The organism is Mesorhizobium sp. M0802, from assembly GCF_040320115.1.
GTDB lineage: Bacteria > Pseudomonadota > Alphaproteobacteria > Rhizobiales > Rhizobiaceae > Mesorhizobium.
On record NZ_JAMYOY010000020.1, the window covers coordinates 19,372 to 33,183 of the forward strand.

8 protein-coding genes are annotated in these 13,812 nt (G+C 63.0%); 4 read left to right on the forward strand and 4 right to left on the reverse strand.

Annotated elements, in window-relative coordinates:
• Window positions 1–45: 45 nt before the first annotated feature.
• Complete coding sequence (locus NKI10_RS24475; protein WP_023690750.1) at window positions 46–1,926, forward strand: L,D-transpeptidase family protein; 1,881 nt, start codon at window positions 46–48, stop codon at window positions 1,924–1,926.
• A 97-nt stretch (window positions 1,927–2,023) separates the two neighbouring features.
• Here NKI10_RS24475 and NKI10_RS24480 read toward each other — a convergent pair whose 3' ends face one another.
• The 3 genes from NKI10_RS24480 to NKI10_RS24490 form a co-directional block, all read right to left on the reverse strand.
• Complete coding sequence (locus NKI10_RS24480; RefSeq protein WP_023668992.1) at window positions 2,024–2,494, reverse strand: hypothetical protein; 471 nt, start codon at window positions 2,492–2,494, stop codon at window positions 2,024–2,026.
• Between the two features lie 91 nt (window positions 2,495–2,585).
• Window positions 2,586–3,326: a lysozyme inhibitor LprI family protein gene (locus NKI10_RS24485; RefSeq protein WP_352534795.1), complete on the reverse strand. Its 741-nt coding sequence runs from the start codon at window positions 3,324–3,326 to the stop codon at window positions 2,586–2,588.
• Between the two features lie 83 nt (window positions 3,327–3,409).
• Complete coding sequence (locus NKI10_RS24490) at window positions 3,410–3,667, reverse strand: PepSY domain-containing protein (protein WP_023726587.1); 258 nt, start codon at window positions 3,665–3,667, stop codon at window positions 3,410–3,412.
• A 356-nt stretch (window positions 3,668–4,023) separates the two neighbouring features.
• Here NKI10_RS24490 and NKI10_RS24495 point away from each other — a divergent pair, with 356 nt between their 5' ends.
• Both NKI10_RS24495 and NKI10_RS24500 read left to right on the forward strand, forming a co-directional pair.
• Window positions 4,024–5,796, forward strand: a complete 1,773-nt coding sequence (locus NKI10_RS24495; RefSeq protein ID WP_023726586.1) for an adenylate/guanylate cyclase domain-containing protein — start codon at window positions 4,024–4,026, stop codon at window positions 5,794–5,796.
• Between the two features lie 129 nt (window positions 5,797–5,925).
• Window positions 5,926–10,248, forward strand: a complete 4,323-nt coding sequence (locus tag NKI10_RS24500; protein WP_352862160.1) for a cytochrome P450 — start codon at window positions 5,926–5,928, stop codon at window positions 10,246–10,248.
• A gap of 7 nt (window positions 10,249–10,255) precedes the next feature.
• Here the strand turns inward: NKI10_RS24500 and NKI10_RS24505 are convergent, their stop codons facing one another.
• Window positions 10,256–10,942 carry a Crp/Fnr family transcriptional regulator gene (locus tag NKI10_RS24505; protein WP_023668987.1) on the reverse strand — a complete coding sequence of 229 codons (687 nt, stop codon included), beginning with the start codon at window positions 10,940–10,942 and terminating at the stop codon, window positions 10,256–10,258.
• Window positions 10,943–11,450: 508 nt separating this feature from the next.
• Between NKI10_RS24505 and NKI10_RS24510 the strand changes: the two genes are divergently transcribed.
• Window positions 11,451–13,715: a DNA/RNA non-specific endonuclease gene (locus NKI10_RS24510; protein ID WP_352758229.1), complete on the forward strand. Its 2,265-nt coding sequence runs from the start codon at window positions 11,451–11,453 to the stop codon at window positions 13,713–13,715.
• Window positions 13,716–13,812: the final 97 nt, after the last annotated feature.

The following is a 13,812-nucleotide window of genomic DNA, read 5'->3' on the forward strand; positions in this document are numbered from 1 at the left end:
AGCGGCGCGGAACGGGAGCCGGCTTGCAGCCGGAGCGGGTGATTAATGAAATTCCTCGGAAATAAAGCCACCGTGATGCCGCTTGCAGTGGCGGCAGCACTGGCCTTCGGTGTGCCGCAGGCAAGCGCGCAAGGCCTGTTCGACATGCTGTTCGGCGGTGGCGTCAAGCACAGGCCGCAAGGCGAATTCCCGCCGCCGCCAAAGCGCAAGCCGAAGCCCGCCGTATCGGGCGGCGGCGGCACCAGGATCAGCAGCCCGTCCTACTACACCTACAAGGCCGACCGGCTGGTGCGCGTCGACTTTGCCGCGTTGGTGGCAGCACCTCCCCAGGTGGCAACAGCTGAAGACGCCGCCTTTGTGCCGTCGGCGACCAGCACTGCCTTCCGCGAAGCCGTTGCAGGCCTTAGTGACTATGAACTCTATGCCGAGCCCGATATCGCCAAGGCACTGATTGCCTATTACTCTGCCAATCCTGATTTCATCTGGGTGAACGAGGGCAATCCCAATGCCCGCGCCCAGGATGCGGTGCGGGTGCTTGGCGAAGCCGCAAGCTATGGTCTCACGTCGGCCGACTACACGGTCGAGGTGCCGGCAGCCAACGCATCGGCAGTCGATGCCGACGCCCATCTGAAGGAACTCGTCCGCTTCGAGATGGCGCTGTCGGCGCGCGTGCTGCGCTATGCCCGTGACGCCCAGAGCGGACGCGTCGATCCCAATCGCATCACCGGCTACTATGAATTTCCGCCGAAGCCGGTCGACATGGAAGGCGCGCTCAAGACACTGGCCCACACCCAGGAAGTGCGCACCTACCTCGAATCGCGGCACCCGCAGAACGCGGAATATCAGGCGCTGCGCGTCGAACTTGAATCGCTGCAGGCGAGCGCCGAAAACGAAATCGTCGTCGATCCCAAGCTGTTGCTGAAGCCCGGCGAGACCAGCGCCGAACTGCCGAAGCTGCTGACGCTGATCGCGCGCAATCTCGACGACGAGATGGGCGGCGCCTATGGCGAGATCCTGTCTCGTCTCGGCACCAGCGATGTCTATGTTCCCGAACTGGTTCCGATCATCAAGGCCGTGCAGGTGAAGGCCGGCATGAAGGGCGATGGGGTCATCGGCCCGCGCACCGTCGCCTCGCTCGCCGGCGCATCCAAGGCAGACAGGCTGCAGAAGGTGCAGGTCGCGCTGGAAGAATTGCGCTGGATGCCGTCCGATCTCGGCAGCCCGCGGGTCTTCATCAACCAGCCCGCCTTCACCGCCAGCTATATCGACAATGGCGAGGAGAAGCTGAAGACCCGCGTCGTCATCGGCCGGACCACCAACCAGACCGCCTTCTTCTTCAAGGAGATCAAGCAGGTCGATTTCCATCCCTATTGGGGCGTGCCGCAGTCGATCATCGTCAACGAGATGCTGCCAAGGCTGCGTGGCGATCCGGGCTATCTCGACCGTGCCGGCTACGAGGTGACCGATTCGCGCGGCAGGCGGGTTCCCTCTTCCTCGGTCAATTGGGGCGCCTACGGCGCCAACATTCCCTACAGCGTGCGCCAGCAGCCGAGCGAAGCCAATGCGCTGGGCGAACTGAAGATCCTGTTCCCCAACAAGCACGCCATCTACATGCACGACACGCCGCAAAAATCCTTCTTCCAGCGCGATATGCGGGCGCTCAGCCATGGCTGTATTCGCCTTCAGGATCCACGTGGGATGGCGGCGGCGGTGCTCGGCGTCTCGGTCGACGACATCGCCGAAAAGCTCAAGCACGGCCATGCCAGCGAAGACGTGACACGCACGATTCCCGTCTATGTCTCCTACTTCACTGCCTGGCCGGACATGTCCGGCAAAGTCGAATATTTCAACGACGTCTACGACCGCGACACGCGGCTGATGCAGGCGCTGGACGCGATCGAAGCGGTGCGTTCGCCGACGAGCTGAACCAGCGGAGTTCCTCGTTCAACGAAACGAGGAACTCACTTTGTCTATCTGGTTTTATTAGATTTTTGGCCGATGGACGGTCACCCGTTTCCTGCGATCAGCGCTGGATGAGCGGACGCCGGAAGCCGGCGTCGCGGCCCGCGATCAGCCAATAGACCAGACCGGCTACGAGGCCGGCGGCGGCGATGATGCCGATATCGGCCCAGCGTCCGGCATCCTCTTCCGCGGCCGGCCAGACCAGGAAGAAGCCGGCTGCAGCGGCAGCGGCGCCAAACAGCATGTGCACCAGGAAATTGCGCAGGGCAAAGAATTCGGCGAGCAGCGCGAAGATCAGCGTCTGCAGGCCGGTCAGCACGATCGTCAGGAAATAGACGACCATGCCGAGCGGCGGCCACAGCAGCACGACAATGGGCGAAAATTGCATGGCGCCGAAATAGTCCGGCGCGTTGGGCAATACGGCGAGTGCGCAATATATCGCCACGACCGCGAACAATCCGATCAGCACCGAAACGAAATAGCCGGCAAGCATCATCAGGATGCGCTTCAAAACATGCTTAACCATGGCCATGCACCCCCGTGCCCTGCAACTGTTACGCGCACTCAGCCATCAAAGGCGGATCGGCGCAAGAGTGCATCCAGCAGTGCTTTGCGGCAAATCTTCAGGCGCCGCCGCATAGATGTTGCGAATCCGGCAAAACCCATGTGCCTTTTATCGTGAGGTCGACGCCGTAATAGACCCGCCCGCGCTCGTCGCCCTGCGGACAATCCCTCGGGATCGATATCAGGCACATGACGACAGGATCGCCGGCTTTCGAACTGGCAAGGCCAGGCTCCCGCTCGTAGGAAACCCCGGCGCCGCCATTGCTGAACCGCGCCAGGCTGCCGGCTTCAGGGCCGGCGGTTTCCAGCGGGTCGTCGCCGAGCCGCGTCGTCAGCGCGGTGATGTGGGTCAAGGCGCATTGGCCGATCGACGAGGGCAGGGGCTGGTCGGGGCTGCCCGGATGGCGGGCCGCGGTGTCGAGCGCCTTCTTGCCGATCAGGGCGATGTTGTAATCCTGCACCCAGGACGGCGCATTGCCGTAGGTCTGCAGCGCATTGTTCTGGGCGCTGACGATGCAGGCGGCATCCTGCCCACAGGCGTTCCTGTCGTCGATGAGCGCACGGGCGATCTTGCGCTTGTCGCCGCCAAAGGCTGGCTCGAAACCCGTAAAGGCCTCGGCCACCAAGGCATCAATTGCCGACAGTTGCGGGTCGGCACAGATCGCCTTTTCCACCGGCAGGCTGGCTTTGCGGCAGTCGAAGGATGGCCCGTCGGCACGCGCTGGACCAAGGCAGACCGCCGCGCCAGCCAGTGCAACGACAAGCGCAAGCGAGTTGGCAATTCGATTGGAAGAAAGCATGGTCGCCCCGTTGTCCGACAACTGCAACCATCGTAGGCAAAAAACGCGGCGGACGGAATTGCCGAAGCGGTGCGGTATCGGCGCTATTTCGGTTCGGCGGTCACGGGATCGAAGGTGATTTCGACTTTCGCCTTGTCGGCGGTGTAATAGGTCACGGTGTAGCCGTCCTTGTCCCAGTCGACCTCCTTCACATAGCGAAAGCCGTCGCGCTGCTCGACCTTGGCGATGATTGCCGACAGTTTCTGGGCATTCGTCGGCGGCAGCGGGCTGTCATCCGCGGCAAAGGCCGTCGAGCCGGCCAGAACAACGACGACACCGGTCGCCAGAACAAGATTTCGCATGATTACCCTCATTTCACGTTGGCTGAACCGCACCGGAAACTCGCAGGCAGCACAGTTTGTTCCGATAGCTGACGTCGCGCAGGTTCCGTGAAGCCCTGGATCGCGGCGATCAGAGCGACGGCACGCCCATATTTGCGCCAACGGCCGGCCAACCATGAGTGCTGCCACGGCCCGCGCTGGACAACCCGATGGTGGTAGAGCTTTGCCAAAGACCCTGCTAGACTTCTGGTCCTGGCGGGGTGGCATGGCGCGCCAACCCCGCCGGAATCTTCATCTCTCAGCGCGCGGCGAAGTGTTTCAGGAACGGGTCGTCGCCTGTGCTGGACCAGAACCAGAAAGGGAGCGGGGGCTCGAACATGGCTGTACGGAACTACACCCGTCAGCTGGCGACAATCATTTCTATCGATGCCGTCGGGTTCTCGCGGCTGATGGGCATCGACGACGAGTCTGCTGTCGCGGCATTCGAGGAACGGCGCGACATCATCGCCGACAGCTGTGGCACATTTGGCGGCCGCACGTTCGGCGACGCCGGCGACAGCATCATGGCCGAGTTCGGCAATCCGATCGAGGCGTTGCGCGCAGCCTTTGATTTCCAGGGCCGCATCGTCGCCCTCAACGCCGAGGTTGCCGACGATATGCGCATGCCGTTTCGCGCCGGCATCAACACCGGCGACGTCATCGTGCGTGGTGGCCGCCTCTACGGCGACGACGTCAACATCGCGGCGAGAATCCAGGAATTCGCGCCGGGCAACGGTCTCGCCGTTTCGGAGACGACCTGGCACCATGTGAAGGACAAGACGGCGGCCGATTTCACCGATCTCGGCGAATTCATGCTGAAGAACATCGCCTTGCCGGTGCGCGTTCTGATCGCCGGCCGCAGCGGCAACGGATCCTCGCCGGCGGCGTCGTTCGCGGCCATTCCCCAGGCCAATGCGCAGCAGAAGCTGTCGTCCAAGGGGCCGCCGGCGATCGCCGTCCTGCCCTTCCACGCCGATGGCGGCGAGCATGACATCGGCTACATGGCCGACGGCATCGCCGAGGACATCATCTATGGTCTATCCAACACCAGATGGCTCTCGGTCATCGCCAAGGGCTCCAGCTTCCAGTTCCGCGACGACACGCTGGGCACGCGGGTGATCGGCAACGCGCTCGGCGCGCGCTACATCGTCAGCGGCACGCTGATGCGCAATGGTGGCCAGATCCGCCTCAACACCTCGCTGGCCGACGCGTCCAACGGGCGGCTGGTGTGGTCGCAGCGCTTCGATCGCGATCTGGTCGACATCTTCAACCTGCGCGACCAGATCGGCGCTGAGATCGTTTCGATCCTCGACAAGGAGGTCGACCGGGCGGAACAGGCACGCACCTTCCAGGTTCCCTGGGAAAGCCTGGAGACCTGGCAACTGGTGCGACGGGGCCGCTGGCACATGAACCGGCGCACCCGCGGCGACACCGAAACCGCACTCGAGTTCTTCCAGAAGGCCTACCGCGAGGACGCCAACTCGAGCGCCGTGCTCAACGAACTGGCGTGGTGGTATTTCTGGCGGGCATGGCTGCGTTTCGGCGACAGCGACGATTTGAACAAGGTCGAGCAGTTTGCCCGCAAGGCGTTGCTGGTGGACAGCCTGGATGCGCGCCCGCACGCCCATCTCGGCGCCGTCGACATCATGCGCGGCGAACCGCGGTCGGCCGTCGACCATCTCGAGGAAGCGATCCACATCAATCCGAGCTTTGCCTTCGCGCGCTCGGCCATGGGCAGCGCCCAGCTGCTGCTCGGCAATGCCGCGACCGCGATACCGTTCTTTCTCGATACCGAGCGATTGAGCCCGTTCGACCTCTACCGCTTCCACAATCTGGGGGAACTGACGGCGGCCTATTGTTTGGTCGAGAACTGGCCGGCGGCGATCGCTGCCGCTGACCGCTCGCTCAACCTGTCTCCCGGCTATTTCTATTCCAGGTTCCTGAAGATCGGCGCGCTGATGCGAAGCGGCCGGCCGGAACAGGCGCGGCGCGAGATGACCATTTTCACCACCCGGCATCCCGATTTTTCAGAACAGCGTGTGCGCTGGATACCGTTCACCGACAAGGCCGCGAACGAGATCCTCGTCGCCAATTTCCGACTGGCCAAATGAACATGGCGTCAATGCTGGCTGGAACATGGACCAACTGTGAAAAGATTCACATACGTGCAACCGATGCAAACCTAGGCGTTGAACGGCCGGCATCGCAATAACGTGGATAGCCGGGGGGCTTGAACGCGCATGACCGAACTGAAGTATTTCGACGCTATTCGCGCGGCCCAGAAAAACCAGCGCCCGCTGTCGGAAATGCCGCCCTTCGATCTCGGCCGGATCCGGAAGACAGGGCTGATTGCGCGCATCGTCGGGTCTCTGGCCGAAGACCCCCGCTGGGCGCTTTCCTTGTTGCGGCGTTTCCGGCCGACCGGCAAGCTCTTCGGTGTTCTCGTGGTCACCAAGAACGCCGATGTCCGCGACATATTGGAGCGCGGCGACGAATTCCAGACCCCATACGGCCCGGAAATGACCGAGCTTGCCCGGGGATCCAACTTCATCCTCGGCATGCAGGACGGCGCCGACTACCGGCGCATGAAATCGTCGGTGCTGAGTGCATTCCCGCCGGCCGAGGTCGAAGCCGCCGTCAGGCCGATCGCGGCGCGTCATTCGCAAGAGATCATGATGCGCGCTAGCCCCGGCTTCGATGCGATCTCCAGGTTGATGAAGATCGTCCCGGTGCACATCTGTCGAGATTATTTCGGCGTCGAGATCGACGATGAATCCGAATTCGCCGACTGGGCGATCGCGCTGAGTGCGCTGTTCTTTTCGGACCCGACGGCGAGCCCCGTCATGCGCGAACTCGCAGTGGTGGCGGGCGACCGTCTTCTCAAAGTCATCGATCGCTCCATCCAGTCGGCCAGGGACCGGGGCTTGAAGGCCGAGCAACCGCTGGCGAGGCTGGTTGTCCAGATGGATCAGGGCCGCCTGTCGCGGGACGACCTCAATTCGATCATGCTGGGCATGATCGCCGGCTTCGTCCCGACCAATGTGTTGGCCGCCGGCAATTGCCTCGACGTGATCCTGTCGCGGCCCGACGCACGGCAGGCTATCGATGCCGCATTGGCCGAAAACGATACCGCCAAGCTCGACAGGGCCGTCCTTGAAGCCATGCGCTTCAAGCCGATCTGGGTCGGCCCCTGGCGCTACACGGCCCGCGACGCGATCATCGGCAAGGGTACGCGCCGCGAGCGCCTGGTGAAGGCCGGCACGGTGGTGATGCCGGCGACGCTGTCGGCGATGTTCGATGCCGACGCCGTGCAGAACCCGGACCAGTTCGACACATCGCGCCCGCATCGCGACTACATGGTGTTCGGCCACGGCATTCATCAGTGCATCGGCGCCGAGATCGCCAGGATCCAGATCGGCGAAAGCCTGCGCGCCCTGTTCCAGAAGCAGGGCGTGCGCCGCATGCCCGGCAAGGCCGGGCGCATGACCCGCATCGGCGCCTATCCCGAAACCCTCAAGGTCGATTTCGAACGGGCAGAACTCTGCCGCACCGTAACGCAGTCTATGGTGACGGTGGTCTGCCCGGTCACCCGGTCCGCGTCGCTGGATGCTGTCCGCGACAAGGTTGCCAGCCTCGGCAACCCGGCCGTCGAAGAGATCCGCACCGCGCTCGACATTGCCGGCACCGTCCACTTCACCAGCCTGACCGTGGTCGGCACCGGCGAGATCGGCGCTGATTCCGGTCAGGAAAAAGGAGCTCTGGTTCTCGAGATTTCCGGTGACGGCAGCATCGACGATGTCATCGATGCGGTCACGCACGCCATCGGGCACCGGCTGCGGCCGATCTTCAAGGATGTCTGCGATCTGCGCGATGGCGGCGCATTGAACGATTTCCTGCGCAAGCACAATGTCGACATATCGCCGTCCTTCGGCAGCAATGCCGGACTGGTGTTTTCGGGCACGCCGGGGCACTCGGTCCAGCGTATCAAGGCCGAGCAGCAGCTTTTCGAAGCCGTGCGCGACATCGTCGAGCGGCCACGCAAAGGGGCCGGCAACGCTCCTGCCGTGCTCGCTGAAGTTCGCCAGCGTGTCCAGTCATTAGGGACGTTTGCCTGGGCGTTCGAGCCGGCCGAAAGCCTGCTCGAAAAGCCGCCGGGTCATTGGGGCCGTGCCCTGATGACGACGTTGCTGGTACCACCGGTCTTCGTCACGGTGGCGATCATCTGGGCTGCTTGCTGGTACATGACCTACAGTGTGGTGTTCGGCAGATCTATCGACATCAGTTCCCAGGAAATCTCCTTCACCGCCATAGCGGTAGCAATCACCTCACTTCTGTTGTCGGGACTTGGAGTGTTGGTGGCAGCGGCGCTGCTGGCGTTTTCGTGCTTGCTGGCGCTGCGACGCCGCGAGGACAGGGATCGGCCGGAAAGCACATCGATCGGCATATCTGAATTGAACGCGATACTCGTCAAGGAGGGCCACGCGGCACAAAACCATCTGACTGCGATTTCGACGATGAAGGCCGGCATTCTGCGGCGGCTGGCGCTCAGGTTTTCTTTCTACCTGATCTCGATAGCTGCCCAGAAGGTATTCAAGCCAGGCTTCCTCAACACCATCAGCACCATCCATTTCGCCCGCTGGATACTGCTGCCCGGCTCCAACCGATTGATGTTCTTCTCCGACTACGGCGGCAGCTGGGAAAGCTATCTTGAGGACTTCATCGCCAAGGCGTCCGCTGGCCTGACCGGCGTGTGGAGCAACACCGTGGGCTATCCACGCACACGATGGCTGTTCCTGGACGGCGCGCGCGACGGCGATCGTTTCAAGCGCTGGGCGCGGCGCCAGCAGGTGCCGACCCTGTTCTGGTACTCCGCCTATCCGCAAATCAACACAGAGCGCATCCGGATCAATTCCCGGGTCAGGCGCGGCATTGCTTCCGCCGTCGGCAACGAGGCGCGCGACTGGCTGAGCTTGTTCGGTTCGCTACGGCGCCCGGCGAGCGAAACAACCACCGTTCAAAAGACCACTTCGCTGCTGGCCAATATCAGCTCTGCCTTTCCGGCGCCTCTCGAACAGCAGCTGGAAACCGGCGAGATCCAGTCCATCTTCTTCGGCCCGCTCGGCCCGCTCGCTTATTCGCATATGCTTGCGATCCGGGTGCCGGACAAGTTGCCGGCGCCCAAGCGCAGAGCCTGGCTCGATTTCGTTGTCGAGCAGACGAGTTTCGGCGAAGGCAGGCCCGCCGGGCGCGCTATGATAGTCGCCTTTGGTCCCGGTGGCCTGCGGCAGTTTGGGCTCGACGAGGGTGTGGAGGGCGATCCACTGGAAACATTTCCGATCGCCTTTCGCCATGGCATGGGCAACCCCGAGCGTGGGCGCATACTGGACGACCGAGGCCGCGACGGCCCGGACGAATGGGAGTGGGGGTCGCTGGAGAACCCTGTGGACCTGGTCATCGTCTGCTATGCTGAAGACCCGGGACGGTTGAAGACCGAGATTGCCACCGTGAGACGAAAGACGACCGGTGCAGGCATGAAGGTCGTTGCCGAACTGCCGCTCGCCGTAAACCGGGGTCCGACCGACACGAAGACGAAATCGTCCGACGGGGCAAAGCGTGACGATCGGTCGGAACGTGGGCCAGCCTACGAGCATTTCGGTTTCGCGGACGGGATTTCGCAGCCGATTGTCCGGGGCACGACCCGCGCCAGCAGGGGCGCCGCGCCCATGCATCTGGTCGCGCCCGGCGAGTTCCTGTTCGGCTATCGTGATGAGCATGGGTTCTATCCAGCCTCGCCCTCGGTAAGCGCATCACGCGATCGGACTGGAATCCTTTCGCAGGTGCGCCGTAGCCGGCTGATTCCGGGCCTGCCGCCACCGCCGCGCGATTTCGGGCGCAACGGTTCATTCCTGGTTATTCGCCAGTTCGAGCAGCACGTCGACGTCTTCAACAACTACTGCAAAAAGGCTGCAGCCTTGGTCGCGAGCCAACTCGGCAACCAAGCCATCACGCAAGACTGGATTGCCGCCAAGATGCTCGGCCGCTGGCAGAACGGTAGCTCGCTGGTGCGCAACCCCGATCATCCGGGACGCGTCATCGACAACAACTTCGCCGCTGGCGCCGAGGATCCGCAAGGCCATCGCTGCCCGCTTGGTGCCCACATTCGCCGTTCCAACCCACGCGACTCGCTGGGTGAGGACCGCGATACGCAGATCAATATCGGCAAGCGCCATCGTATCCTGCGGGTCGGCCGCACCTATCAGAAGCAGGACGGCAAGAATGGCAAGGTCGAAAAGGGGCTGCTGTTCATGTGCCTCAACGCCGACATAGAGCGCCAGTACGAATTCATTCAGCAGACCTGGGTTTCGTCGGCCACGTTCCAGGGCCTCGTCGCTGAAAAGGACCCGACGATTGGTTCGCGCGGCGGCGATGGCAGGTTCACCATTCCGTCATGGGAAAAGGTCACGACGCTCCGTGACATGCCGCAATTCGTCACCACCAAGGGGGGTGGATATTTCTTCATGCCCAGCCGCTCGGCGCTGCGCTACCTGATTTCGCGGCTCTGATTCGGCGTCAGTCGTCGTCCTGCGACTCGGCGATGTGGCGCAGTGCCCCGGTGTCGGTGATGCGCAGGCCGCCGCGTTTGATGGCAATGAACGAGCGGTTGCGCCAGTCGTTGAGCGTCTTGTTGACGGACTCGCGCGTGGCGCCGAGGAACTCTCCGAGTTCCGATTGCGAGATCGGGATCCAGCCGGCGCTGTCGGCCATCACCTTGGCCAGGAAGACCAGGCGTTTGGCGAGCCTCGCCTCGATGCCGAAGAAGGCCTGGTCGCCGAGTTCGCCGCTGACCCAGCGCAGCCGGGCGCACAGAAGTTCGATCATCGCGCGTGCCAGCGGTGGATTTCTCTCAATGCGATCAAAGAGTTGTGTCCTGCTGAGCGAAACCAGCTCGCAAGCGGTCAGGCAGATGGCGGTGGCGGTGCGTGGCCGCCCGTCAAGCGCGCCGATCTCGCCGACGAGGCTGCGCGACAGCTCGATATTGGCCACCAGCTTCTGCCCGCCAGGCGAATAGATCGAGATTTCCACCGTGCCGCTCATCACCCCGTAGATCCGGTCGGCGGCATCTTCCTGGACGAACAGATGCTGGCCGGCGGCGTAGCGCTCGACCTTGCAGCCGCTGAACAGGATATCGAACAGCTTTGGATCGATGCGTGCCAGGCGCGGCAGATCGTTTCTGTCGTTAGGGCCGCCAAAAGCCATGTTCCAAATTCCCAATTGCCGCAATCGGCGAAGTTTAAGGGCCGAAGTCTAAGGCAAGAGTGCACCGCGTCAAAGGCCGGCGTTCATCCCTTGCGATTACGCCTTGTAAAGGCGTGGCGCAGTGGTCGCGCCCAGTGCCTGGCTCGTGCCGGGCGGAAAGCCGCCTGCACGCCCGGCGGGAGGAGCCGCGCGTGCAGGCGCCAACTGATAAAAATGGATAGGTGATAAAATTTCTGTAAAACCGAGCGGCCGCAATGGCCCTTCCACCCGTTGCGATAGGTGGGGGCAAACAGCGTGAGCGTCTGTGACGGAGATCACATACGGCATCGCTGAAATAATGCGAGCGTCATACATCGCGCGAGCGACTGCCGCAAAGAGACATGCCGACGTTGCGCTGCGGTCATCTTCGACGCGAGTTGATTTGTTTCCTTGCCTGCCGGTCAGAATTGCACCAGTCTAAAATGGGGCAATACAGTTCTTTACTTCGACAGAACGTTAGAGGGCTACTATGCCGGTCAGCAGAGAGCAGCGAATCCGTCGATATCTCGATCTCGTCACCGGGGGCGAGGGGACTGAATCGGTCCTCGGCAACATGGAGACGATGGCAGGCGGCGGACTGGAATCCCTTGCGCCTGCGGAAGCCGGCAAGACGGAGGCGGCGTTTGAATCGGCGCGCGCTGGCATGGAGAGCCTCGCGCGGGGCGCCGAAGTCGCGCCCGAGCAGCTTTCCGATCTGGAAGCCATAATCATCCCGGAGTTGCGGCCGGTCTATGACATCAAGGATGGCACCTTTACGACGCTGACTTTCGACGGCGCTCCGACACCTGGCCATTCGCTGTGGACGAAGCTTACCAGCGAGGCCGCATTGAAGCAGCGCATCGAAGCCGCCCTGCCGGCGATCGGGCGTATCGAACTGTTGTGGAACACCAATATCCCTTACGGCGGCACGGGCTTCGTCGTCGGCCGCAACCTGCTGATGACCAACCGTCATGTGGCGCAGATATTTGCGGACGGCCTTGGCGACCGCAATGTGCAATTCATCAACGGCCGCGCCGCCGGCATCGACTTCAAGCGCGATTCGGCGGCGGGAAACGTCTTCAAGATCCGCAATGTCCGGATGATCCATCCCTATTGGGACATGGCGATCCTCGAAGTCGAAGGCCTGCCCGACAACATCACGCCGCTGTCGCTCGCGGTCGCCGACGCGCGCGATATGCTGCGCCAGGAAGTCGTCGCCATCGGCTATCCCGCGTTCGACAATCGCAACGCGGTCGATGTCCAGAACGAGCTCATGCGCAATCGTTTCCAGGTCAAGCGCCTGCAACCGGGCATGCTGCAGGGCGGCTTCGATACGGAGAGTTTCGGTAAGATCGTCAGCGCGGCGACACATGATTGCTCGACCACTGGCGGCAACTCCGGCACCGCCATGATCAACCTCGCCACCGGCGAGGTCGTGGCGCTGCATTTTGCCGGCCGCTATCTCGAGCGCAACTACGCCGTGCCCACCGGCGCGCTCGCCAAGGACCAGCGTGTCGTCGACCTCGGCCTCAATTTCGCCGGCGCCGCCAGCGGCGGCCCCAACGATTGGGGCGCATGGTGGAACAAGGCGGACAGTGGGTCGCCGGCCGAGGGCGTAAACCTGGTTGAAGTCGGCGGCGCCCAGCAGATCCCGGGCGTCGCCACCCAGACGCCTCCATCCGGAGGCGTCGTCGTTTCGCCGGGCGGCAGCGTCACCTTCGAAGTGCCGTTGCGCATCACCGTCTCGCTCGGCGCAACGCCTGGCCATGAAGCGGTCACGGAATCGGTCGAACTGGAAGCGGCCAAGCCGACCCCTCCAGGCGGCGCATTCGTTCCCAAAACGGTCGCGGACTATGCCGGCTATAAGGGCTACGACGAAAAATTCCTGTCCGGCGGCACTAAACTCGCGCCCGTCGTGGTGCCGATGCCGGAGGCCACCGACCTGTCCGTGCTGGCGCAGCTCAAGGCAGGGGGCACGCGGCTAGATTACCAGAATTTTTCACTCAAGATGCACGCCAAGCGGCGGCTGGCGCTGTTCACCGCCTCCAACGTCACCGAGGAGAGCAATCTGCGCGAGCCGGAAAAGGGCCGCAACTATTCGCGTGGCGGCCTGTTCAGCGAGCGCTGGTTCCCGGATCTGCGGCTCGACGACAAGTATCAGATCCCCGATGTCTTCTACACCCAGGATCAGGGCGCCTTCGACAAGGGCCATATCGTCAGGCGCGATGACGTGGCCTGGGGCAGCACCTTCGAGCTGCTGCTCAGGGGCAATGTCTGCTCCTTCCATGTCACCAACTGCTCGCCCCAGGTCGAAGGCTACAACCGCTCCGACAGCGGCGAGAAGAACTGGGGCGATCTTGAGAACCACGTCCTGTCGGAGGCGGCGAGCGAGCGGCTTTGCGTCTTCGCCGGGCCGGTCCTCGCCGAAGACGACCGGACCTTTGCCGGCAAGGGTCCCAAAGGCACCAGTCTTCGCGCGCTAGTGCCGCGCCGCTTCTGGAAGGTGGTGGTCGCCCGCGTCAGTGACGGCATCGCCAGCTACGGCTTCGTGCTCGAACAGGATCTGTCGGACACGCAGCTTGAGTTTGCCGTCTCCGACGAGTTCATCGGCGCCATGTACCCGCTGACCGAAATCTCCGAAATGACCGGCGTCAGCTTCGACCAGTCGCTGGTCGATGCCGACCAGTACGAAACGGTTCGCGGCACCGAAATTGCGATGCGGGCGGGATCACGGAGACGAAAGAAGAAGGCTTAGGCTCGCGCGGCGCTGCGATGCCTTGCAGGGAACACCATGACCGAATGGACGCAATCCAAGCCGACCTCCCTGCTGCCGGCCACGCGCCCCCGAGCGG

Bases quoted from the DNA above. Each gene is read 5' to 3' on its own strand.
- NKI10_RS24480 (WP_023668992.1), bottom strand. From the start codon at position 2,494: ATGGCCATGGTTAAGCATGTTTTGAAGCGCATCCTGATGATGCTTGCC.
- NKI10_RS24500 (WP_352862160.1), top strand. From the start codon at position 5,926: ATGACCGAACTGAAGTATTTCGACGCTATTCGCGCGGCCCAGAAAAAC.
- NKI10_RS24490 (WP_023726587.1), bottom strand. From the start codon at position 3,667: ATGCGAAATCTTGTTCTGGCGACCGGTGTCGTCGTTGTTCTGGCCGGC.
- NKI10_RS24475 (WP_023690750.1), top strand. From the start codon at position 46: ATGAAATTCCTCGGAAATAAAGCCACCGTGATGCCGCTTGCAGTGGCG.
- NKI10_RS24510 (WP_352758229.1), top strand. From the start codon at position 11,451: ATGCCGGTCAGCAGAGAGCAGCGAATCCGTCGATATCTCGATCTCGTC.
- NKI10_RS24495 (WP_023726586.1), top strand. From the start codon at position 4,024: ATGGCTGTACGGAACTACACCCGTCAGCTGGCGACAATCATTTCTATC.
- NKI10_RS24505 (WP_023668987.1), bottom strand. From the start codon at position 10,942: ATGGCTTTTGGCGGCCCTAACGACAGAAACGATCTGCCGCGCCTGGCA.
- NKI10_RS24485 (WP_352534795.1), bottom strand. From the start codon at position 3,326: ATGCTTTCTTCCAATCGAATTGCCAACTCGCTTGCGCTTGTCGTTGCA.